General features: G+C 58.2%; 16 protein-coding genes. 8 read left to right on the top strand and 8 right to left on the bottom strand.

Features of this window, described 5'->3' with window-relative positions:
• Complete coding sequence (locus U5A05_RS06090; protein WP_321835944.1) at positions 1-6615, bottom strand: NEL-type E3 ubiquitin ligase domain-containing protein; 6615 nt, start codon at positions 6613-6615, stop codon at positions 1-3.
• Positions 6616-6749: 134 nt separating this feature from the next.
• Between U5A05_RS06090 and U5A05_RS06085 the strand changes: the two genes are divergently transcribed.
• The 3 genes from U5A05_RS06085 (at position 6750) to U5A05_RS06075 (ending at position 11334) form a co-directional block, all read left to right on the top strand.
• The gene (locus tag U5A05_RS06085) at positions 6750-8504 is read left to right on the top strand and encodes a sensor histidine kinase (RefSeq protein ID WP_261741245.1); all 1755 of its coding nucleotides are present in this window, start codon (positions 6750-6752) and stop codon (positions 8502-8504) included.
• A 3-nt stretch (positions 8505-8507) separates the two neighbouring features.
• Positions 8508-9842 carry a sigma-54-dependent transcriptional regulator gene (locus U5A05_RS06080; protein WP_321835943.1) on the top strand — a complete coding sequence of 445 codons (1335 nt, stop codon included), beginning with the start codon at positions 8508-8510 and terminating at the stop codon, positions 9840-9842.
• Between the two features lie 169 nt (positions 9843-10011).
• Positions 10012-11334, top strand: a complete 1323-nt coding sequence (locus tag U5A05_RS06075) for an MFS transporter (protein ID WP_261741243.1) — start codon at positions 10012-10014, stop codon at positions 11332-11334.
• Between the two features lie 61 nt (positions 11335-11395).
• Here U5A05_RS06075 and U5A05_RS06070 read toward each other — a convergent pair whose 3' ends face one another.
• Positions 11396-12151: a COG4705 family protein gene (locus U5A05_RS06070; protein ID WP_321835941.1), complete on the bottom strand. Its 756-nt coding sequence runs from the start codon at positions 12149-12151 to the stop codon at positions 11396-11398.
• 377 nt (positions 12152-12528) lie between these two features.
• On the opposite strand from U5A05_RS06070, the gene U5A05_RS06065 reads away from it, so the two are divergent.
• Positions 12529-12825 carry a hypothetical protein gene (locus U5A05_RS06065; protein WP_261741241.1) on the top strand — a complete coding sequence of 99 codons (297 nt, stop codon included), beginning with the start codon at positions 12529-12531 and terminating at the stop codon, positions 12823-12825.
• Positions 12826-13151: 326 nt separating this feature from the next.
• Complete coding sequence (locus U5A05_RS06060) at positions 13152-13772, top strand: flavin reductase family protein (protein ID WP_261741240.1); 621 nt, start codon at positions 13152-13154, stop codon at positions 13770-13772.
• Positions 13773-13789: 17 nt separating this feature from the next.
• Here U5A05_RS06060 and U5A05_RS06055 read toward each other — a convergent pair whose 3' ends face one another.
• Together U5A05_RS06055 and U5A05_RS06050 are read right to left on the bottom strand one after the other, a co-directional pair.
• The gene (locus U5A05_RS06055; protein WP_016779817.1) at positions 13790-14023 is read right to left on the bottom strand and encodes a hypothetical protein; all 234 of its coding nucleotides are present in this window, start codon (positions 14021-14023) and stop codon (positions 13790-13792) included.
• A 34-nt stretch (positions 14024-14057) separates the two neighbouring features.
• Complete coding sequence (locus tag U5A05_RS06050; RefSeq protein ID WP_261741239.1) at positions 14058-14372, bottom strand: antibiotic biosynthesis monooxygenase family protein; 315 nt, start codon at positions 14370-14372, stop codon at positions 14058-14060.
• A gap of 319 nt (positions 14373-14691) precedes the next feature.
• Between U5A05_RS06050 and U5A05_RS06045 the strand changes: the two genes are divergently transcribed.
• Positions 14692-15621, top strand: a complete 930-nt coding sequence (locus U5A05_RS06045) for an AraC family transcriptional regulator (RefSeq protein WP_261741238.1) — start codon at positions 14692-14694, stop codon at positions 15619-15621.
• Here the strand turns inward: U5A05_RS06045 and U5A05_RS06040 are convergent.
• Entirely contained in the window at positions 15616-17247 is a 1632-nt protein-coding gene (locus tag U5A05_RS06040; RefSeq protein WP_321835940.1) for a 5-guanidino-2-oxopentanoate decarboxylase, read from the bottom strand. The genes U5A05_RS06045 and U5A05_RS06040 overlap by 6 nt on opposite strands.
• A gap of 112 nt (positions 17248-17359) precedes the next feature.
• Here U5A05_RS06040 and U5A05_RS06035 point away from each other — a divergent pair, with 112 nt between their 5' ends.
• Positions 17360-18238 (top strand): LysR substrate-binding domain-containing protein, encoded by an 879-nt coding sequence (locus tag U5A05_RS06035; RefSeq protein WP_261741236.1) that lies wholly within the window; start codon positions 17360-17362, stop codon positions 18236-18238.
• A gap of 15 nt (positions 18239-18253) precedes the next feature.
• Here U5A05_RS06035 and U5A05_RS06030 read toward each other — a convergent pair whose 3' ends face one another.
• Both U5A05_RS06030 and U5A05_RS06025 read right to left on the bottom strand, forming a co-directional pair.
• Positions 18254-18868, bottom strand: coding sequence for an NAD(P)-dependent oxidoreductase (locus U5A05_RS06030; protein WP_321835939.1), 615 nt, complete (start codon positions 18866-18868; stop codon positions 18254-18256).
• Between the two features lie 46 nt (positions 18869-18914).
• Positions 18915-19799: an MBL fold metallo-hydrolase gene (locus tag U5A05_RS06025; protein WP_261741234.1), complete on the bottom strand. Its 885-nt coding sequence runs from the start codon at positions 19797-19799 to the stop codon at positions 18915-18917.
• 112 nt (positions 19800-19911) lie between these two features.
• Between U5A05_RS06025 and U5A05_RS06020 the strand changes: the two genes are divergently transcribed.
• Positions 19912-20817, top strand: a complete 906-nt coding sequence (locus U5A05_RS06020) for a LysR family transcriptional regulator (protein ID WP_261741233.1) — start codon at positions 19912-19914, stop codon at positions 20815-20817.
• Between the two features lie 506 nt (positions 20818-21323).
• Here the strand turns inward: U5A05_RS06020 and U5A05_RS06015 are convergent.
• Positions 21324-22205 (bottom strand): helix-turn-helix domain-containing protein, encoded by an 882-nt coding sequence (locus U5A05_RS06015; RefSeq protein WP_261741232.1) that lies wholly within the window; start codon positions 22203-22205, stop codon positions 21324-21326.
• Between the last annotated feature and the right edge of the window lie 147 nt (positions 22206-22352).

Here is a 22352-nt window from a genome sequence, read left to right as displayed (position 1 = left end):
TTATTCGCTGGCCTGATAAGCCCGCCGAGTCAGCTCTTCGATCAGCAGATTGAGCTTCTGATCCCGGACAGATGCGAGTTCTGAACCTCTTTGCAACTCTGCTTCGTCCGACAGTCCGGGCTCCTCGGAGAGTTGTTGGTAATCGCGCTGGAAGTCGGCTTCGATGGCAGCGAAGCGGTCGGCATAAGTACTTTCCAGGAAACGCCGCCAAAAAACCTCGTACATGATCGAGTGCATGAACGCCGGGCTACCATCCAGAGCCAGCACACTGTCTCGGGCCTCGGCAAGCTGCTGGGCAGAAACCCCCGCCGTGGATTCGTACAGCATTGACCTCGCCCGGGTCGGTAAATCAAGCGTCTCAGCCAGTTTTACCCGAAAGAAAAGTATGACTTCGGCCGCATCGGGGTTGCCACCCGCCGCTACGCGCTTCCTGACCTCGGCGTCGGAAAACTGGTCGACTTGCCTTAGACGGAACAACCGCTTGGCCAGTTTGAAAAGCTCAGCTTCACGTCCTACCTCGCCTGCATTATTCAGCGCCTCATGAATCAGCACTTGGACTTCCATGTTTTCCAACAGCACCATGGCGCCATCACCGCAGCTTCGCTCCTCACGAAATACTCTGCTCAGCAGCGAGTCACGCAGCTGGGTATTCGCCAGCATTTGCTCGACGAGTGTCCATACCCGGCCTGTCAGTTGCTCCCACGCAGGCGGCGTCATCAAAAACTGACTGGTGGTAAATAAAGCGACAGTTTCAAAAAAATCCTTAACTGCGCCTCCCGCCGCCTGCAGCAACGTCCACTGCTGCGTCCTTGCCTGCTTTTGGGTATCGGTCAGGTTTGGGGGCAGCCATGGCGCAATATTGTTTGTCGACGATTGGGCCTGAGCCAAATCCATGGCATGGGCAATCGATGGGCCGTAGCCAAAATCGCTGCCGCCTCTGACCCAGTAAGCGATGATCTGATCACGGCTTTGTACAGAAATCGGGTTGCCCGCGATGCTGGTAACAGCATTGGCGGTAGCCTCCTGGGGCGCAGTAAATACTGACTCGGGGATGCTGCTGATCAGATTATTGCGAAGGTTTGCCCATTGCACGTGAGTCAGCGCCCACAGCCCGTTGGGCCACTGGGTAATGTTGGTGTTTTGCAGGCTCAGATTGCGTAAAGCCGGCATTTGACTCACATCCGGTGTAGCGCCCAATGGGTTGTCATTGAGATGCAGTACCTCAAGCAATGAACCCGTGGCAAGCTGCTGAGCAGTCTGGGCGGTGAGCACAATCCGGTTGCTCGACAAATCCAGCGACCTCAACTGCGTCATGCCAGCGATAGCAGAAGGTATGCTGATCAGTCGATTGCCGGACATGTTAAGCGTGTGCAGTTGCGTAAAACCGCCCAAAAACTCGTTCGAGCCGTTACGCAAACTCATGCTGTCCATTCTCAGCACCCGGACATGGCTCAAGTCACCGCTCAGTGCGGGCAGGTCGCCTACATCAAGGCCATAAAAGTCGAGTATCGGCCCAATAGTACTGCCGTCAGTATCCCGGGCAATTTGCAACTCCCTGCGCCATGCCCGCCTGATTCGCTCGCAGACCTGGCGCCTGTGGCCAGGCGCCGCCATGCCCATATGCGAAGTACCCGTAGGGTAAAGCTGGATTTGCTCCCAGGCATCCAGCTCGGCCTGCATCGCCTTGAATTGTGCTGTGCTTGACGCCACCAGTGCCCGCCGGGAAACCTCAGTGCCCCCCAGCGCATCCAGATAACTGACAATTTTTGCGTAGCTCCATGCCGGGTAAAGGTTCTGTACTTCGCGCATCAAGTACAAGGAGTGATCCGAGTGGCCAATACTGAGCGTCAATGGATACGCGACAAACGACATATCCACATTCATCGGCGGTTTACGCGGTGATGCTGGTGGCTCCAGCCCCAGCAGCGTTCGAACATTTACCCGGTCACTGATTGCCCGGTCACTGATTTTCTTTGCCAGGCCTGGGGTGTCGCCAACATCCTTGACCCCAATGGCCGCACGCTCTTGCGGTGCAAGCACATGCAGAATCGAAGACAGCAAATTGTTGTCGTTCACCGACTGCGCATTGAGCGCCTGACCCTCTGGCGAGCAAGCCAGATACTGCTCACCGTGCTTGACCAACACTCGCACGCTGGCAGCCTCTGCCCCCCCGATACTGTCGAGCAGCTCACCGCTGATTGCATTGCGCCGAACTTCGACCCTCACGCTTGCCGGCCAGCCCGGCAATGACTGCAGCATATGCAGGGAAAGCATTTCACTGTCAGGCGTGGCTGTGGCCCCCAGGAACAAGCCTTCATAAGCGCGGGTCAAGCGTATCTCCCTTGCCGTCCAACCGACCTGTTCCGAGAAACGCGGCGCAATCATGTCTTTATCGAAGTAGTTGGCTCGCTCTGGCCCCGTGGTATGCGTGAGCAAGTGCTCGATCACGCTCTTGGGCAGTTGCGGATAGCTTTTTTGAACCAGAGTCACGTGGGGATCCGCGCTGCGCTCCTGCCGTCCATAGAGCGAATTGAACACGTTGGTCTGGCGCTCGAGCACACGAGCGGCAACTTTTTTAGCCAGCGCCAGCATCCGCATCTCGATAACCGGGCTGTACTCGCCCAGCAGGCTCAACGTATCGGGCTGGCTCATGCGCGAGAGCAACGCGCGCAACAGCAGGCTGGCGTTATCGGTTTCATTGATCGTCAGCCTGATCCGAGACGCGCTGCTGTTCAGGACAGCGCCATACTCCTGCAGGGTATTGCCTTGCCGGTCGACAAAGTGCAGCACCTTGTCAGTTGGCCAGCCGGGTAAGTCGGGGATCAGCAACAGGGGAAGATCGCTGCGAGCTTCGGCCAGGGAGTGATGCGCCTGCATTTGGTGGACGAAGCGCTGAATGTCGTTTTCGATCTGAAAACGCTTCCAGGTATCAATCAACAAAGGCGGTGGCGTGAGGTTGTTGATGTGTACCTGACGCAAAACGCCCTCGTCGATATTGCTCACAGCCATGATTTTATGGCCCATCTCATCACTGATCGACTCGGGCCGGGCGCGTAGCCTTCGCAACAGTTTGAGCCCCGCCCACTGCAACGGATTCTCAATAGTTTGGCGCCATGCGCCGTCGTAATTGTGCTCCAGCGTCGGCTCGTTAACCCCCACTTTATTCGGGTGTTTCATGCGCCATTTGTTGATCGTAGTGTCAAACCCGACCTGATAAACCGCGCCATATAAAGGCAAATAGTAGTTGCCGCCGATATCGTAAAGGCCTGCCTCGCCGGGCCGCTGATCACGCGGCACCACTACATTGCGCTCATATTGAAAAGTAGTGTTGTCCCACAAATCAACCTTGCCATCAGCCTGGCGCCGGGCAAGCATGGCATCGCCCAGAATCTGGCGCAGGCCCTGTACGCTGGGGCCATTTACACCCAAGTCGATGCGTTCCTGATGGCGCAGCACCTGATTGATCGCCAGATAGAAACTGTCAGGGGTCAAACCAAAAGTGGCCGCTTCCCCGCGACGAAAGTCAGCCACTTCATAGAGACCATTGCCGTGATGGCGCAGTACGATTGTGGGGTCGTCTGGCCCGGTGGATATGTAGTCCTTGGAAGTCGGGGCAGGCAGATCAATCACCACCAATCTGCGATTGAGCTTGTCGCGCAAAACACCTGCGGCAAATTCACGGGCCCACAAATCCATATCGGGGTTGTAGGCTCGTCGGTGATAAATCCCGTCCAGCGCCGCATCCACCCGTAACCTGGTCTGCAATTGCCCGGCTGCGCGGGTAAATGCCCACGGCTGTGCGCTGTGCTCCAGAGCCTGCGTAATCTGGGCCTGACTGAACGGGTGCGCAGCCAGCAAGGGTTCAAGACTTTCTATCGACAGTCCGTCATTAAGCTGATGAAGCTTGACCAGCAATGGGGTTGTGGTGTCATGGAGTGGCGGGCAGCTCAGCGGCAAATACTTTCTGCTGGGGTCTGCGCTGGCAATCGGGTCGCTGCGTTTATGCCCGTCCAGCACTGTGAGCGCCTTGAACAGCAGGGTTTTGTCCTCTCGGGCCAACTGCGCAATTTGCTCGCGTACCGAGGCAATGCGCCCAGCCCGGCTCAGATGCGGATTGTTGTCGCGGCCAAGTGCTGAAGCCTCTGGCAATTGGTCGAGGATCAACGTGAACAGTTGCTCCACCTGGGCACTGCCTTGGGTGACATCGTTTTTGGCCACATACGAGCCGTGGTCCAGACGCTTGATCTCGATATGTCTCAACGAAGTGCCGGGCCGGTAATCCTTGCCATAGGACTCAAGCAGTTGCCCTTGCTGGCTGAATACATCGAGCACCGTGTTGCCTGGCCAGTGTTGCAGTTGGGTCAACAGGCAAAAGACCGTGTTGTCAGCGTTGACCGGCATTTCGCCGCGACGCGGCAAATCACTGACGATTTGCTCAAGCAGCCGGTCAGCCTGCAATCGACGAACGCCATCGGCCAGCGGGCCGGGAATCAACTGGCCTTGCCAGGCATTTTGCAAGTGCTCACGGGTGGTGCCGGTAATATTCAGCATCCGTTCAATGTCTGCCAGCGCCGAATCAGGCACGTCCGACGGCAACATGCGCTGCAGCAACTGTTTATCGTCCAGGCTCTGCACATCATCCAGTGCCAGACGCCACAGCTGCTGGCCGGAATCAAAGGCCACCGGCGGCCTGAATGCCCTGGGGTTATCGGTCTTGAGAAGGTAATGCCGAGCCTGGGGCTCATGGATGACTTCAACTGCGAGGATAGTGTCGCCCTGCTGGACCTTGGCATACAGCTTTCCATTGATCTCGTGTACACCCTGGGCATTGGCTACCCGGCCTTCGAGAAACGCAGCCGAAAAATGCGGGTAAGCACTCGGGTCCGGCCGCCACAGTTCGACGTTACCGGCCCGGTCGACAACCTTTCGCGGCTGGCCAAGAGTGCTCCACACTTTTTGCCTGCGCAGGCGCTGCGCCTTGGTGGCAACCCCCATCAAACGAGCGCTGATCAGCAAGTCTGCGCTGTCGGCCAATGAACTGGCGAAGGTATTGGCCTGCCCGCCACTGGCGTCCTTCACCCCTTGCACAAGGCTGTAGGTCAGGGAGCCGAATATGGCGGCCAGCATGATTTTATTGAGCCCCAGGACGCCACCCGGCATGGGGGTGATGAGCATTGTCAGCACCTCACTGCCAAGGTCGGACAATGCCTCCTTGAACGCTTGCCAATCCAATGCCGACTTGCTGGTGGCCAGCAGTTCCAGATTGGAACGCAAGCGCTGCGTCTGCTGCTCTCCAACCCTCTTGGCCAAAGGCTGAGAGCCGCTTGAGCGCATATCGACATACAGTTGCAAACTGTTCAAGTCGGGCTCGGGGAAGGTACTGCGAAAACTGTCATGCAAAACCCCTGCAAGCCACGTCATGCCTGTAGGCCTGGGCTCGTCACTCAGCAGCGTGTTAAAAAACCCCAGGTCTTTCAGCGCCAGATGCCTGATGAACCAACCAAGCTGGCCTTTGCTGTGGTCGTGCCTGAGTTGCTGCACAAACTGCTTGAACCCGTGATCGACATCCTTGTGCCATAACAACGCACCGCCCAGGCGCTGCGGAAAATAGCTGAAAACGCCTGACACCTCCGGCACTTTTACAAGAAACAAAGGCAGGGAAACTTCGCCCGTACCCACCAGCCCCAGACTACTGTCGTTGCCAAACAACAGGTTGGCGTCATCACGCGTGCCTGTCGCCTCGTGGGGGTAAAGCTTCGGTATCAGGGGTTTAAGCCCCATTGAAACCGGCCATATATGAGGCGTTGAGTCGCCTTTCAACATGCTGAGCAATCGTTCGTAATCCGTACGATTGACCTTTGACGCAAAGCTGTTGCGGTAAGCCTCCAGTAGATCGAACTCAAGACTGGCTTTAGCCGCTGCGACTACCAGCAGCATCAAAGAGCCGTCAGCCCCTGTAGCCTGATCAAGTGCATGCTTGAGCTTCGTGCCCAAATCCAGTGTTCGCACAATCTTGATAAACGGGGCCGCAGGCCTGCCTGTAAAACCCTCGGCATAGTCGATGTAACTGGCTTGTTCAAAACTGTAGGGCCGGAGTAACACCGAGTCGGTTCGGTAGCTGAAGTTCTCGCAAGCGGCCTCCCACAACGAGGCGGAGCGAAGGTGTTCAATGAATCTGGACTGGTCCAGTGCACGTGGTTCACGCGAAGGACTGAAGGTGAACTTGGGCTCGCGGGCAACAGGCGGCCCACCGCTGATACGCGCCATGTACTCAAACAGATCCTCCTCGGTATTTTCGCGATAGCGGGTGTAGATCCGGGCGTGCTCGGGGTCGACATCCACGCCCAGCAGTGTTTTAAGCTCGGACTTGAGCACCGCAAGATGCGCCGACTTGAAATCGGCCTTGACCCGCGTGAGTTCCTCATCGACCGCCTTGTGGGCTGCCTGCGCCTGTCGATAAAGCACGGGGTAACTGAATTTTTGCGCTTCGCTCAACCCGGCAAAATTGGCCTGCGCGAGCGAAGATATATAAGAAAGCGCTTCTCTCTGAGCCCACTGCAGATTGGACAGCAGCAACGGCGCTCGACCGCGCACGGGGGGTAAATTCGTGATCATGTGTTTGATTCCGTTGGGGTGGAATCCAAGATACCCCTGAGAAAATCTGCGCCGCGGTAGATAGATATCCCTGCGCGGCCAAGGCGCTGGCGTCATGCTATGGTTCGCGCCCCCCTTTCGAGCGGTTTGCTACTATGCCTGTGACGTCTCGCGCCCTGCGTTTGGCGCTGTATTGCGTGTTGATTCTGGCCGGTGCGGCTGTGGCTGGCGGCTGGGCGATGCGTCAGGCCCAGGAACATGCGCTGGAAGAAAGCGCCAGGCGTGGGCCCGAGCAACTGAGCCTGTATGCCAACTCGCTGCACACCCTGATCGAACGCTATCGCGCCCTGCCCGCCGTACTGGCGCTGGACCCGGAGCTGGTGGCGGCCCTGAGCAAGCCCATGACCGCGCAAGTCCAGGCGGCGCTCAATCAAAAACTCGAACGCATCAATGGTGCGGCGCAGTCCTCAACCCTGGAATTGCTCGACAGCACCGGCCTGGCAGTCGCCGCCAGCAACTGGAATACCTCCAACAGCTATGTGGGCCATAACTATGGTTTCAGGCCTTACTTCAGCCAGACCCGCAGCAAGGGCGCCGGAAGCTTTTATGCCGTAGGCGTGACCAGCGGGATTCCAGGCTATTTCCTGTCCAGTGCAGTACTCGATGCCAACGGCCAGTTTTTGGGCGCGATGGTGGTCAAGCTGGAGTTTCCGCAGCTTGAGCGCGAATGGAGCCAGGGCAACGACACGCTGCTGGTCAGCGACGCACGGGGCATTGTGTTTATTGCCAACCAACCCGGCTGGCGCTATCGCCTGTTGCGCCCATTGAGTGACAGCGATCGCAGCGAAATTGCCACCACCCGCCAGTACCATAATCAGCCGCTAACGTTGATGAAGACCCACACCCTGCGCAGCTTTGGTGAAAACAGCTACTTGACCCGCGTCGAAGGCCCCAACGGCCCGGCAGACTATTTATGGGACTCGTTGCCGCTCAGTGCTGAAGGCTGGACGCTGCACCTGTTGCGCCGCCCGATGGCAGCCGCTGAAGACAGCCGCAATGCTGCACTGGCTGCAATTGGCCTATGGCTGACAGGGGTGTTCCTGGGGCTATTTTTACTCCAGCGCTGGCGACTGGCGCGCCTGCGTCAGCGCAATCGCGAAGAACTCGAACAACTGGTCGAAGCCCGCACCCGGGATTTACGCACTGCCCAAGATGGCCTGGTGCAATCAGCCAAACTCGCGGCGCTGGGGCAAATGTCAGCGGCACTGGCCCATGAGATCAACCAGCCACTGACTGCCCAGCGCATGCAATTGGCGACCATGCGCCTGTTGCTTGATCACGGCCGGATCGACGATGCCTATAAAGCTCTGGTTCCGCTGGAACAGATGCTGACACGCATGGCAGCACTTACCGGTCATCTGAAAACCTACGCCCGACAAAGCCCCGGCGGCTTGCGCGAACGGCTGGATCTGGCGAGCGTGGTCGATCAGGCCCTGCAACTGCTGGAGCCGCGCCTGCAAGGTGAAGCCATCGAGCTGAGTACCAAGCTGGTACGCCCGGCCTGGGTTCGCGGCGACGCGATCCGTCTGGAGCAAGTGTTGATCAACCTGCTGCGCAACGCCCTGGACGCCATGCAAGACAAATCACGCAAGCGCCTGGAGATCCGCATCGAGGCCAATCAACAACTGTGGCACTTGACCGTTAGCGACAGCGGCGGCGGAATTGGCGAGGAGCATTTGGGCAAAATCTTCGACCCTTTCTTCACCACCAAACCCGTGGGTGACGGATTAGGCTTGGGCCTGGCGGTGTCTTACGCCATTGTTCACGAAATCGGCGGTCGCCTGACCGCCTGCAACCAGGCTGATGGCGCGCAATTCACGCTGACGCTGCCCGTCGCACAGGAATTTTGACACATGCTCAACTCGGTGATCGTGGTCGATGATGAGGCCAGTATTCGTAATGCCGTGGAACAATGGCTGAGCTTAAGCGGCTTTGACGTGCAGTTGTTCAGCTGCGCCGAGGATTGCCTGAGCCAGTTGCCCGCGCATTTTGCCGGGGTGATTGTCAGCGATGTGCGTATGCCAGGGATGGGCGGCCTGGCCCTGCTGACCCGCTTGCAGCAACTGGACGCGGACTTGCCGGTGATCCTGCTGACCGGGCACGGCGATGTGCCAATGGCCGTCGAGGCCATGCGTGATGGTGCATACGACTTCCTGGAAAAACCCTTCAGCCCCGAGGCGCTGCTCAGCAGTCTGCGACGAGCCCTGGAAAAGCGCCAACTGGTGCTGGAAAACCGCCGTTTGCACGAACAGGCAGACCTGCGCGAGCAGATCGACGGATGCCTGCTCGGTGTATCGCGCAGCTTGCAAACCTTACGCCGCCAGGTGCTGGAGCTGGCACCGTTGCCAGTCAACGTGTTGATCCGTGGCGAGACCGGCAGCGGCAAAGAGCTGGTCGCCCGCTGCCTGCATGACTTTGGCCCGCGTGCCGACAAACCTTTTGTCGCCCTCAACTGCTCGGCGATCCCCGAGCAGTTGTTTGAAGCCGAGCTGTTCGGCCACGAAAGCGGCGCGTTTACCGGAGCCCAGGGCAAGCGCATCGGCAAGCTGGAGTATGCCGACGGCGGGACTTTGTTTCTGGATGAAATCGAAAGCATGCCGCTGGCCCAGCAAGCCAAACTGCTGCGGGTGTTGCAGGAGCAAAAGCTGGAGCGTTTGGGCTCCAACCAAAGCATCAGCGTGAACCTGCGGGTAATTGCTGCCACCAAGCCCGACTTGCTCGAAGAGGCCCGCGCAGGGCGTTTTCGCGAAGACCTGGCCTATCGTTTGACCGTGGCCGAGCTGCGCCTGGCGCCACTGCGCGAGCGCCGCGAAGATATTGCGTTGTTGTACGACGCTTTTTCGCGCAGCGCCGCCGAACGCCTTGGCCGCAGCGCACAAGTGTTGAGCGGGCCGCAACTGTCGCGCTTGCTGAGCCACGACTGGCCGGGCAACGTGCGCGAACTGGCCAACGTGGCCGAACGGGATATTCTGGGCTTGAGCGAACCGCAATTTGAAGACGTCGGCGCAGGGCAATCACTGGTGGCACAACAGGAAGCCTTCGAGGCGCAATGCTTGCGTGCAGCGCTGACCCGGCATAAAGGCGACATCAAAGCTGTGCTCAACGAACTGCAACTGCCGCGCCGGACCCTGAATGAAAAAATGCAGCGTCACGGGTTGGTGCGTGAAGCGTTTACGCAAACCACGTAGTCGGCGGTTTTCCGCTTATCGCCACACCGAGCATCAGCGGATTCCCGCTCATTAATACCCCTCCCCCCTTGTAAACCGGGCCCTCCAGCCTTGGCACAACTCCTGCTATAGCTCAGTAAGCTCGCGTTTTGACGCGCTATAAAAAAACAATGAAAGAAGGATCCATTTAATGGATAACTCCAGCACCCTGCCTGCCGGGTCCGTGTCTGCGGCCCCTAAAGAAAAGACCACCTCCAGCCGTATCAAATCGATTTTCAGTGGTTCCGTCGGCAATATGGTCGAGTGGTACGACTGGTACGTTTACGCCGCATTCTCGCTGTACTTCGCCAAGGCTTTTTTCCCCAAGGGCGACACCACCGCACAACTGCTCAACACGGCTGCGATCTTCGCCGTAGGCTTTCTGATGCGCCCGATCGGCGGCTGGCTGATGGGCCTGTACGCTGACCGTAAAGGCCGTAAAGCCGCACTGATGGCCTCGGTGCTGCTGATGTGCTTCGGCTCGCTGGTTATCGCCCTGTCGCCAGGTTACGAAACCATTGGCGTGTGGGCCCCGGTCCTGCTGGTCTTCGCCCGTTTGCTGCAAGGTTTGTCGGTGGGTGGCGAATACGGCACCTCGGCTACCTACCTGAGCGAGATGGCAACCAAGGAACGTCGCGGCTTCTTCTCCAGCTTCCAGTACGTGACCCTGATCTCGGGTCAGCTCATCGCGCTGGGCGTGTTGATCGTGCTGCAACAAACCCTCACCGAAGAACAGCTGTACAGCTGGGGCTGGCGCGTACCGTTCGTGATCGGCGCCCTATGTGCCGTCGTCGCGCTGTACCTGCGTCGTGGCATGGAAGAAACCGAGTCGTTCAAAAAGACCAGGGTCAAGCCCAAGGAAAGCGCCATGCGCACCTTGATGCGTCACCCTAAAGAGCTGATGACCGTAGTCGGCCTGACTATGGGCGGCACGCTGGCGTTCTACACCTACACCACGTACATGCAGAAATACCTGGTGAACACGGTGGGCATGAGTATCTCGGACTCCACCACCATTTCGGCTGCGACACTGTTCCTGTTCATGTGTATTCAGCCGCTGGTGGGCGCGCTTTCGGACAAGATCGGTCGTCGTCCGATCCTGATCGCTTTCGGCGTGCTCGGGACCTTGTTCACCGTGCCGATCCTCACCACGTTGCACACCATCACCACCTGGTGGGGTGCGTTTTTCCTGATCATGGCCGCGCTGATCATTGTCAGCGGTTACACCTCGATCAACGCCGTGGTGAAAGCTGAACTGTTCCCAACGGAAATTCGCGCACTGGGCGTAGGCTTGCCTTACGCACTAACCGTGTCGATTTTCGGCGGTACAGCTGAATACATTGCGCTGTGGTTCAAGAGTGCAGGCATGGAAACCGGTTACTACTGGTATGTGACTGCCTGTATCGCCTGCTCGCTGGCGGTATACGCAACCATGAAAGACACCCGCAAGCACTCGCGAATCGAAACCGACTAACCGCGCAGCGGCCTCTGTGGGAGCGAGCAGGCTCACTCCCACGTTTGGTAACGGCTAAAGGTCAGGACAGCTCAGCCATCCCAGGTTGAGCTTGTCTGTTTTTGGCGTATGCCGCCCCGGCGATCATTGCCACCAATATCCCCGCCAACACCAGCGATGAACCGATAGTACCGAAGTCCAGCCCGCCCTTTTCAAGGGGTTTGGTCAGGAAATCGCCCAAGGTTGCGCCAAATGGGCGCGTCAGTACGAACGCTATCCAGAACAACACCACCGACGATATTTTGGTGAAGTAGCGCGCCAGCACCACGACTGCAATGGTCGCCCCGATAAACAGCGCGCCCCCCGCAAAACCAAGCCCTGAATCATCCGCAAGGTAATCGCCTAAAGCCGTGCCCAGCGTGTTGGAAAACAGAATCGCCATCCAATAGAACATCTCGCCACGCGGGCTCTGCACCTGGCTGACGTTTAATGATTCGCCGCTCCATTTCCAGAGCGCAAAAATCGCGACCAGAATCGACACCAAAATCAACGAGCCAGTGGCATAGCCCAGCCCCAGCGTGCGGTCCATAAAGTCGGACATGGTGGTCCCGGCTGTACTGGTCGACAGAATGACCAGCCAATACAGCACTGGGTTGTAGGTTTTGGAGAACAACTGAGTCAGCAGAGTCAGGACAAACACACTGATAAGGATCATTGAGCTGACGGCATAGCCCACATTGAGGGTCATCGACAGCAAGTCGCCCGCTGTCTCGCCCAAGGTAGTGGCGCAAATTTTCATCACCCAAAATGCAAGGGTGATCTGAGGAAGTTTGTTCATTCGGTCAAGGCTCCAGGACTCAAAGGGAAAAGCCGTTCTGGGTGCCGGCTTTTTGCAGGCTGAAGACTGGTACTTACAGGGTGAAAAATAGGTAGCGGACAGATGAAAAGCCTGTCTGTACGTATGATTTTTCCGAATTAATTGTCAGTTAATACTGTTAGTCCACTATCAATCTCAGCAAGACCTCTCGGGTCGACTGACTTGAGCAGCCGCCAACGGGAAGCAGGACAACGTGTGAAGCCTGTTTTTACGCGGGCGTATACATCGAATAAATAGATTATTTAACGCTATTTTTTGCGCTTTTTAATCAAATTAATCAGCGTAGTCTTAAACCCATAGCCACTGAACATCCCAAACACGAAACAAGGAGCTTCATCATGAAAACCAAAATTATCCTCGCCGCCGCCTTCTCCGCCCTGGCTTTCAACGCTTTTGCCGCCGATGGTTTCGACCACACCCACTCGTCGAGCTTTGCTGAAGACGGCTACAGCCGCACAGGTTCTGCTGCAGTTGCCGCCGATGGCTACGACCGCACAGGTTCTGCCACTTTTGCAGAGGACGGCTATGACAAAACCGGTTCAGCCACCTTCGCCGAAGACGGTTTCAGCCGCACCAAATCGGACACCTTCGCTTCTGATGGCTACGATCGCACCCACGGCGCCCACTTCAGCTAACACCTGAAGCAGGCACTCCAGCCCGGCCTCGGCCGGGCTTAGTCGTTTTTGGGGGAAAGCAAACTGCACAAATCTGTAGCAACTGCCAAAGAAACGAGGCTGCGTTGGCGTGGTGCGGCACTCCGACGAGGCCGTCGTGAAATCATGCTCCTGGGTGTATCAGGCAGATCGAGAACTCAGAATTTACGATTGCTTCGCAACCGAACGCAGCCTCGTTCCTTCGGCAGCTGCTACGGAGGGCTAGATCAAGCACAGATGTTTTGTCATTCACCCAAATGCCTTGCACTATATGGGCCCTCTATCTCAGCCGTTTGCGGACCAATCCCATGCATGACGACATTCACTTTTATGAACCTTCAAAGGGCCACGGCCTGCCCCATGATCCGTTCAATGCCATTGTTGGCCCTCGTCCGATTGGCTGGATTTCTTCGCAAGATGCCCAAGGTCGGCTGAACCTTGCGCCCTACAGCTTTTTCAACGCGTTCAACTACATTCCGCCGATCATCGGTTTTTGCAGTGTGGGTCGCAAAGACAGCCTCAATAATATCGAGCAAACCGGCGAATTCGTCTGGAACCTGGCCACGCGCCCCCTGGCCGAGGCGATGAACCAGAGCTGCGCGATGGTCGGGCCTGAGGTAAACGAGTTTGAACTGGCAGGGCTGACAACCGTACCTTCACGGGTGATCAGCGTGCCGCGGGTGGCCGAAACGCCGGTGTCGTTTGAGTGCAAGGTCACGCAGATCATTCAACTGCAGCGAGCCGATAAAGAACGGGTGCCAAGCTGGCTGATTCTGGGGGAAGTGGTGGCGGTGCATATCGCCAGGTCGCTGCTCAAGGACGGGATTTACGACACCGCTGGCGCCGAACCGATTTTGCGCGGCGGCGGCCCGGCGGATTACTTTCAGCTAGGCCCCGAAGCCCTGTTCAAAATGCACCGCCCACGATAGAGGGTACTTACTCTCGGTTACCAGACCAGCTCGGCGTCTTCAGTGACGCCCTGCAGGGCTTCGAGTTGCTCCGCCGCGGCAGCATCGGCGGCGGTTGCTGTTTTGAACGTTTGCTCGATCAGTATTTTATGAAAGCGCGGCGTTCCACCTTCGTACAAGGCTTTGACCGCAATCGCCGCGTGATAGACCCCGGGTTCAACCGGAACCACGGCTGATACGGCTTCAAACTGTGCAAACTCTTTACGTGCCATGCTTCAACTCCCGGCCTATGGAAAAACCGGCATTCTACCTGTTCAACCCGCCCACATCGCTGAAGGTCTGAAAATCGAGGCTATCCACCACTTGCTGGTGTAACAGCACGCCGTAAACATCCATCAGCGATGAGTTGAAGTACGCCTGCATCGAGGGTTCATCCTGCCAATAACCCGCGACCTGCCACAGCAACGGGTCGCTCTGACAATGCTGCAAGGCAAAGTGCAGGCAACCGGGCCTCTGAAGTGTCGGTTCGATCAGTTGGCTCAGACAAGCCTCAACCTGGGCCGAACACCCTACGCGGGCGCGAACCAAGGTCATATGACTGACGGCATTGGACTGGGGCATGCTGGCCTCCACAAAGGAAAGTGGCGTTGGGGGAAGATTGAAATTTTAAAGCCCGACCTCTGACACCGTTAGTCGATTCCTGCCCCAGGCTTGCACGATTCTGCAAAACCTCACCTGCGCACCCTCTCCTTTGACCATTTGGCCTGGCGCCCACTGATCCTGATATCGAGCAAGGCTCTGCGTCTGCAACGGGTTTGGCAGGCACTTGATCTCCGGCAATGACAGGATCAGGCAATACAACAGCAGAAATCAGCTACCCCTTGGCCTTGCACAAACTTAAGCTGTGCCTGCCCCGCTGCTTTTATTAAGGATGCGCCCCATGACACTGTCGCAACCATTGCGGCCCGCGCTCGACCCCGCGCTAGAAAAACAGCGTGTGGAACTGGCCGACCTGATTTATCGCCACGCCCCTGAAGACGGCACCTTCAATACAGGGGTCGAAGCGCTGTTTGTGTCGCGCTACAGCCAGCCCAGCGATTTCGCTCCAAGCCTGCCAAAACCCGCGTTGTGCATCATGGCCCAAGGCCGTAAAGAGGTGCGTTTGGCAGATGAGCACTTCGCCTACGACCCGCTTAATTATCTGGTGGTTTCGGTGTCAATGCCGATCAGTGGCCGAGTACTGGAAATATCCCCCGAGCGGCCGGTGCTGGCCTTGCGCCTGGATATTGACCCGGTGGAAATCAACACCCTGATCAGCGATGCAGGGCCTATGGGCGTGCCGTCGCGACCTACCGGGCGCGGGCTGTACGTTGAGCCCATTGACCAGCCAATGCTCGACGCATTACTGCGCCTGACACGCCTGCTCGATACACCCAAAGATATCGCGATGCTTGCACCCTTGATTCGCCGCGAAATTTTGTATCGCCTGTTACGCAGTCCGCAGGGCCATCGGTTGTATGAAATTGCCAGCGAGAACAGTCAGAACCACCGCGTAAGCCGGGCGATTTCCTGGCTTAACGGTAATTTCGAACAGCCACTGCGTATCGACAGCCTGGCGCGAGAGGCCAATCTCAGCGTGTCGACGTTGCACCACCGATTCAAGGCCATGACCGCCATGAGCCCGCTGCAATACCAAAAGCAACTCCGTCTCAACGAAGCCCGGCGACTGATGCTTAGCGAGGGCCTCGACGCATCGGCCGCGGGTTATCGCGTTGGCTATGAAAGCCCTTCTCAATTCAGCCGCGAGTACAGCCGGCAATTTGGCGCGCCACCGGTACGGGACCTGGCGCGCCTGCGCATGAGCCTATAGGCCGAGCGATTGCTGCCAGTTCAGCTCATCGATTTCGATCACGCTCGGCCCCTGGCGATCGGCGGCATTGGCCAGGGCCATGCGCAATTGCGCCTCGCCCTCCACCGCCTGTGCGGCACAGCCCAAAGCCTTGGCCACTCCGATGAAGTCCGGGGTGTAGATATCGACCCCCACAGGCTCGATGGCCCGATTGAGCATGTACTTTTTGATTTCACCGTAACCCTGGTTGTTCCACAACAACACGATGATCGGCGTTTGCGCTTCCACCGCACTGGCCAATTCGGCCAAGGTAAATTGCAGGCCGCCGTCGCCGATCAGGCACAACACCGGGCCACCCGTCTTGCCTTCTGCGCAACGCCCCAGCCAGGCACCCACCGCTGCAGGCAGGGCGTAACCGAGGGTGCCGTAACCGGTTGAGGAGTTAAACCAGCGCCGTGGCTGCTCCGGGTTAAAGGTGAAGTTACCGGTGTACACCGGTTGGGTCGAATCGCCCACGCACACGGCATCCGGCAGCACATCGAACACGGCCTGCAAGAAGCGAGTTTGCGCCCGGGTCGGGGCATCCCATTCACTTTCCACCAGCGCCAGCAAACGACTGACCCTCGCTACGCCCCACTGCGTATCCCGTGGTGGTAATTGCCCAAGGCTCGCCAGCAAGGCCTGGGTCGCCAGATCCGCATCGGCCACCAGGGCCAGAGTCGGCGGGTAATTACGCACGGTCTGGTCGGGGTCAATATCGATACGCAGCAAGGCGCCGGGAATCTCGAAGCCGCCAGCAAAGGTGGCGTCGTAATCGGTTTCGGCCAGTTCGGTGCCAATAGCCAATACTACGTCCGCTTCGGCCACCAGCGCCCGGGTGGCAACCAGGGTCTGGGTCGAACCGATCAGCAGCGGATGCTTCGAGGGCAGCATGCCCTTGGCGTTAATGGTCAGGGCCACCGGCGCGCCGAGTCGTTCGGCCAGTTGCAACAGCGCGGGCGCCGCATCAATCGAGCCGCCACCGGCCAGAATCAACGGGCGTTTGGCTTGGGCCAAAAGTTGGCTCATCTGTTCGATGGCAGCAGGCGCGGCGCCGGGGCGGGCAATCCGGACGGGGTGACTGGCGAGCAGTGCATCGGCGTTTTCCACCAGCACGTCCAACGGGATCTCGATATGAACTGGCCGTGGCCGCCCGGCCTGAAACAGCGCAAACGCCCGCGCCAGCACGCCCGGCAACTCCGCCGCTGACATCAGCGTGTGGGAAAACGCCGCCACACCAGCTACCAGCGCGGCCTGATTCGGTAATTCGTGCAACTTGCCGCGCCCGCCGCCCAACTGGCTGCGCGACTGCACACTGGAGATCACCAGCATCGGAATCGAGTCCGCATAGGCCTGGCCCATCGCCGTGGTGATATTGGTCATGCCCGGCCCGGTGATGATGAAACACACGCCCGGCTTGCCGCTGGTACGGGCATAACCGTCGGCCATAAAGCCTGCACCCTGCTCATGACGCGGGGTTACGTGGTTGATGGCCGAACCCGCCAACCCACGATACAACTCGACGGTGTGCACCCCCGGGATGCCGAACACCTGCTCAACCCCGTAGGCCTCCAGTAACTTGACCAATACTTCGCCGCACGTCGCCATGTGTCCTGCTCCTCTTCTTGTTCTGGAATGAACCATTGAAGCGGTCGGATGTGGTACGCACAACGTAAACGTGCTCATACTAGCCATGTCCTGGATTCATGGCTGACGACTGATGAAACGCCTACCGCCACTTCCCGCGCTGCATACTTTTTTGATCACGGCCCAATGTTGCAACTTCACCCGTGCCGGTGAGCAGTTGCACATCACCCAAGGGGCGGTAAGCCGGCAAATAGCCGGGCTTGAGGAGCATCTGGGCTATGCGTTGTTCCATCGCCAGGCACGCGGTCTGAGCCTGACCGAACAAGGCCAGGCGCTGTATCCGCGTATCGAACAGGCATTTGACCTGATCGGCGAGGCCATCGAGCACGCCAGCATTCGCCGTACCCCGCTGCAAATCAAGGCCCCGACCTGCATGTTGCGCTGGCTGTTGCCCAAGTTGCTGCACTGGCAAACGCTGCGCCCGGACGTGCCAGTGGAACTCACCAGCAGCATGCAGCACGGCGTGGATTTTCGTCGTGAAGCTTTCGATGCTGCCGTGGTCTACAGCCCGCTACCTGGGCCAAAACGCGTAGGGCGCCACCTGTTCGACGAACAACTGACCCCGGTCTGCGCACCGCATCTGCTGGATGGCCACGACGCCATCAACCAGCTGAGTGACCTGGCGCAACACACCCTGCTGCACCCCAGCCGTGATCAACAGGACTGGACCAATTGGCTGAATGCGGCTGGGGGAGATGTATCGGCTATCCGCAAGAGCCAGTACTTCGACACCCTGGACCTGGCCATGACCGTGGCCGCCCAAGGCAACGGCGTGGCCATAGGCGACTGGTCACTGATTGGCGATGACCTGAAAGCTGGCCGACTGGCCATGCCTTTTGATTTCAAAGTGCGGACCGGCGCCGCCTACTTGCTGGTGTGCTCACCGCGCAGCGAGCCATCGGCACCGCTGCGAGAACTGCTGGACTGGCTGGTGCAGCAGACAGAGCCTTAACTGCCGAAGTAAAACTCAATACCCCACAGTAAACCGCTGGCGGGAATGCTTGGGTTGTTCGACTTCATCGAGCATGGCGATGGCGAAGTCGGCGAAGGTGATCCAGCTTTTACCTTCAGTACCGATCAGCAGGTGATCGGTGCCCAAACGGAATTTACCCGTGCGCTCGCCTTCAACAAACTCGGCAGACGGTGACAGGAAGCTCCAGTCCAGGTCTTTCTCGGCACGCAGGGTGTCGAGGTAGACGCAGCCAGCCGAGGCTTCCGCCCGGTATTCGTCAGGGAAACCCGGACTGTCGATTACCCTGCTGTCGCCTGGCAACAGCAGAGAACCCGCCCCGCCCACAAACAGCAGGCGTTTAACCCCGGCTTTTTTCACCGGTTCGATAATTGCCGAAGCGGGCTGAGTCGAGAAATGCACCGCACTGAGCACCACGTCATGCCCCGCCACTGCGTCTTTTAGGGCCTGGGCATTGTTGATGTCGACGTCTTTGGTAACGACACCGGCACGCTCCCCCAATTTGGAGGCGTTGCGGGCAATGGCGGTAACGCTGTGGCCGCGACGCAGGGCTTCTTCCAGCAATTGGCTGCCGGCACGACCGGTCGCCCCGATAATTGCAATTTTGCTCATGATGCTCTCCAGTGAGTAGGTTTTACCGTTGGACACGTAAGCTGTTTCACCACTTCATTTCGCCCTTGGCCACTTTGGCACTCAGCTCAAGCGAAGACTCTTCGCCCAGGTCCGGGTAGCGTTTTTTCATTGCTGCAATCAGTTCGTCCGAGTTCCGGGCTTTGAGGGTTTCTTCGTCAAACGCCTTGATGTAGTCGCGGGTGAAGTGCACAGCATTCAACGAACGATCGCTCTCGCCCAGGTAATGGCCCGGCACCACGATTTTAGGTTGCAGGCTGTTGATGCGTTTGAGGGTCGCCAGCCATTGCTTATGCGATTGCGGCGTTTGGGTGTCGGCCATCCATACATGCAGGTTATCGGCCACTACCACGCCACCGACCACGGCTCTAAGCGATGGAATCCAGACAAAAGTGCGCCCCGGCTGGCGCCCGGTCAGGCCGACGATGTCCAGTTCACGCCCTTCAAGGTTTAGGGTATTGCCCTGCAGGGCCTGCGGCACAATCACCTTACTCGGTACATCGGCGCCCATTTTCGGGCCCCAGAACGCCAACTTGGCATCCTTGGTCTGGTTGATGTGTTCTACCGTCGGCGCCGAAGCCACGACCTTGGCGTCCGGGAACGCCTGGGTCAGAGTTTCAAGGCCAAAGTAGTAATCCGGGTCGCCGTGACTGATGTAGATGGTGGTCAGGTGCTTGCCGCTGGCGCGAATTTTGTCGACTACTTGCTCGGCCTGGCTCTTGCCAAATTGGGCGTCGACCAGGATGGCGTCCTTGTCGCCACTGACCAGCACTGAAGACACCGGGAAAATCGCCGCTGCTCCAGGGTTGTAAACGTCCAGGGTCAATGGCCCCGGCGCAGCGGCGGCATGCGCTGCAAAGCCCAGTACAACAGCGCTAAGGACGAAACGGCGAAGGGTCGAAAATCCGGTCATGGGTAATTCCTGAGTCAGCGGCCAAGGTCGGCAATGGACAAAGCTTAGTTGCACGATCGAGAACTAAAAATGCGATGCTTGAACATAGTTTGTTTCAGATATCGGGCAGATCATGGATCGTCTTATTGCAATGCGGGTGTTTGTCACCGTCGTCGACCTCGGCAGCCAGTCAGCGGCAGCCGACCACCTGGACCTGTCGCGCCCTGTGGTGTCGCGTTATCTGGCCGAGTTTGAAGAGTGGGTGGGCGCACGCTTGATGCACCGCACCACGCGCAAGCTGAGCCTGACCGCGGCAGGTTACGAAACCCTGCCCCGCTGCCGGCAATTGCTGGAGTTGGCAGATGACATGCAAGCGGCCGTGGATGTACCCAGTGATGCGCCGCGCGGGTTGCTGCGCATCAGCGTCAGTACTTCGTTCGGCCAGGCGCAACTGGCTGCGGCGGTCACCGACTACGTTCGGCTTTACCCGCAGGTCAGCATCGACCTGCAAATGCTCGACCGCACGGTGAACCTGGTGGACGAGCGCATCGACCTGGCGATTCGTACCAGTAACGATCTGGACCCGAGTTTGATCGCCCGCAAGCTGACCGTTTGTCGCTCGGTGCTCTGCGCATCCCCGGTGTATCTGCGCGAACACCCGGCCCCGCAACAGGTCGACGACCTCAGCCAGCACAACTGCCTGACCCACTCTTATTACGGCAAGAGCCTGTGGCACTTCACCCAACACGGTGAGGAAACGTCCGTCCCGGTGCAGGGCAATATCAGCGCCAACGAAGCCAGTACGCTATTGAGTGCCACTCTGGCTGGCGCAGGGGTTTCACTGCTGCCCAGCTATCAGGCCGGGGAGTATGTGCGAGGCGGTGAACTGGTGCGCCTGCTGCCCGACGCCGAACCGCGTCTGATGAACATTTACGCGGTCTACGCCTCACGCAAACACATGCCCGCCACGTTGCGCAGCATGCTCGACTTTCTGGCCGCACGCTTTACCGACGAGCCCGGGTGGGACAAGGGCTTGTAACCGAATGCACCAATCTGCGTAGCAGCTGCCGAAGGAACGAGGCTGCGTTCGGTTGCGAAGCAATCGTAAATTCTGAGTGCACTTTTTGTCTGACACACCCCACCGCCTGAATTTACGACGACTTCGTCGGAGTGCCGCACCACGCCAACGCAGCCTCGTTCCTTCGGCAGCGGCTACAGAGGTTTCGTGTTCGAACGGCAACAGAGTTTACTCAACTAGTCCATTTGAGGGATGAAGCCGAGCATGACCACTCGTACAACTGGCATGGCAACTACCAAGGTCTGAACTAGCCTCAAGGGTGTGAAGTCAAGGGAGTGAATGCCATGACCACTAAAACAAAAACCAGATGCATGACCGTGTTTATCGTTTTTGCTGCCGCTGTTTTGTTTGCAAGCGCTTGCTATCGCGCCGAGCAAACCCGGCAAGCAGTCGCTGTTACCGCCAGTTGCTCTGGCGCGCATTGCAATGCCATGTTCAGCGCTCTGAGGTAAGGAAGCCCCGGAGCATCAGGGCGGATTGATGCTGTCAGTCCGTCCTGTTCGAAATGCACTGGGTGAAGTCCCGGTCAGGCGCCGAAAAAACCGCGCAAAGTACGCCGGGTCAGCAAACCCCAAGCTGTCAGCCACTTCGCTGATGGTCATCGGCGTGTATATCAAATGCCGCTTGGCCTCCAATAACAGCCGCTGATGGATGATCTGCAACGCCGACTGCCCCGCCAGCTCGCGACAGATACTGTTCAGGTGCGCCACTGAAATACCCACCTGATGCGCCAGTTGCTCAACATTCGGCTGTTCACGAAACAATGCCTCGACCCGTTGATTGAACAGGCTCAGGTACTCGCGCCCGCGTGCCGGTAACTGCCGTGCTTCGCGGCGCTGTATCACTTGGCGCGCGACCCACACCAACAGCACGCTGATCAGCGACTGCAAGAGCATTTCGCGGGCGGGCTGTGTGCCGACATATTCGCTTTGCAGCTCACTGAACAGGTTATTGAGGTAATCGCGATCCTTGCCTGCCGGATAACTGGCGACCCGTTGCAGCAAGCTGATCGACCCGCCCAGCTGTGCTTGCAACTGGGCCACCAGCGGCGCGGCCAGGGTCAGTACAAATCCTTCAACGTTCGGTGAAAACTGAAACCCGTGCACAGACAAAGGCGGAATCACCTGAATCGCCGACTGCTCCAGCACATGGCGCTGACCTTCAACCTCAACCTGCGCCCGACCTTTGTGCACATAGAGCAACTGGCATAAGTCGGCATGCCGGTGGGGGCGAATTTCCCAGTCGTGGACGCGGCTGCGCAGCGAAATGGTTTCGCAGTGCAGCAAATCGGGGCTGAGCCAGTCTTGCTGCTCGCCATAAAGCTTGAACACCGGGATTGAAGGATTCATTGCCGCTGAGCCTGGAAATTGCAGAAAACCGATAATCGCACTGATTATCGAAAAGTACCGGTAATGACGTCGTTATCACCTTCTATTGCCTATCTCGCAAGCGAAAAATACAGGCACAACTTTATAAGAACCATCTCGCCCCACAGG

It is taken from the genome of Pseudomonas kulmbachensis, assembly GCF_963681935.1.
In the GTDB taxonomy this organism is placed as follows: Bacteria; Pseudomonadota; Gammaproteobacteria; order Pseudomonadales; family Pseudomonadaceae; genus Aquipseudomonas; species Aquipseudomonas kulmbachensis.
The sequence above is the reverse complement of the archived record's forward strand: the minus strand, read 5'-3'. Positions and strand labels throughout refer to the sequence as shown.

Excerpts from the sequence above, each read along its gene's own strand:
- U5A05_RS06075 (WP_261741243.1), top strand. The coding sequence starts at position 10,012 with ATGGATAACTCCAGCACCCTGCCTGCCGGGTCCGTGTCTGCGGCCCCT.
- U5A05_RS06065 (WP_261741241.1), top strand. The coding sequence starts at position 12,529 with ATGAAAACCAAAATTATCCTCGCCGCCGCCTTCTCCGCCCTGGCTTTC.
- U5A05_RS06015 (WP_261741232.1), bottom strand. The coding sequence starts at position 22,205 with ATGAATCCTTCAATCCCGGTGTTCAAGCTTTATGGCGAGCAGCAAGAC.
- U5A05_RS06080 (WP_321835943.1), top strand. The coding sequence starts at position 8,508 with ATGCTCAACTCGGTGATCGTGGTCGATGATGAGGCCAGTATTCGTAAT.
- U5A05_RS06090 (WP_321835944.1), bottom strand. The coding sequence starts at position 6,615 with ATGATCACGAATTTACCCCCCGTGCGCGGTCGAGCGCCGTTGCTGCTG.
- U5A05_RS06070 (WP_321835941.1), bottom strand. The coding sequence starts at position 12,151 with ATGAACAAACTTCCTCAGATCACCCTTGCATTTTGGGTGATGAAAATT.
- U5A05_RS06025 (WP_261741234.1), bottom strand. The coding sequence starts at position 19,799 with ATGACCGGATTTTCGACCCTTCGCCGTTTCGTCCTTAGCGCTGTTGTA.
- U5A05_RS06060 (WP_261741240.1), top strand. The coding sequence starts at position 13,152 with ATGCATGACGACATTCACTTTTATGAACCTTCAAAGGGCCACGGCCTG.
- U5A05_RS06020 (WP_261741233.1), top strand. The coding sequence starts at position 19,912 with ATGGATCGTCTTATTGCAATGCGGGTGTTTGTCACCGTCGTCGACCTC.
- U5A05_RS06050 (WP_261741239.1), bottom strand. The coding sequence starts at position 14,372 with ATGCCCCAGTCCAATGCCGTCAGTCATATGACCTTGGTTCGCGCCCGC.
- U5A05_RS06055 (WP_016779817.1), bottom strand. The coding sequence starts at position 14,023 with ATGGCACGTAAAGAGTTTGCACAGTTTGAAGCCGTATCAGCCGTGGTT.
- U5A05_RS06035 (WP_261741236.1), top strand. The coding sequence starts at position 17,360 with ATGAAACGCCTACCGCCACTTCCCGCGCTGCATACTTTTTTGATCACG.
- U5A05_RS06045 (WP_261741238.1), top strand. The coding sequence starts at position 14,692 with ATGACACTGTCGCAACCATTGCGGCCCGCGCTCGACCCCGCGCTAGAA.
- U5A05_RS06040 (WP_321835940.1), bottom strand. The coding sequence starts at position 17,247 with ATGGCGACGTGCGGCGAAGTATTGGTCAAGTTACTGGAGGCCTACGGG.
- U5A05_RS06085 (WP_261741245.1), top strand. The coding sequence starts at position 6,750 with ATGCCTGTGACGTCTCGCGCCCTGCGTTTGGCGCTGTATTGCGTGTTG.
- U5A05_RS06030 (WP_321835939.1), bottom strand. The coding sequence starts at position 18,868 with ATGAGCAAAATTGCAATTATCGGGGCGACCGGTCGTGCCGGCAGCCAA.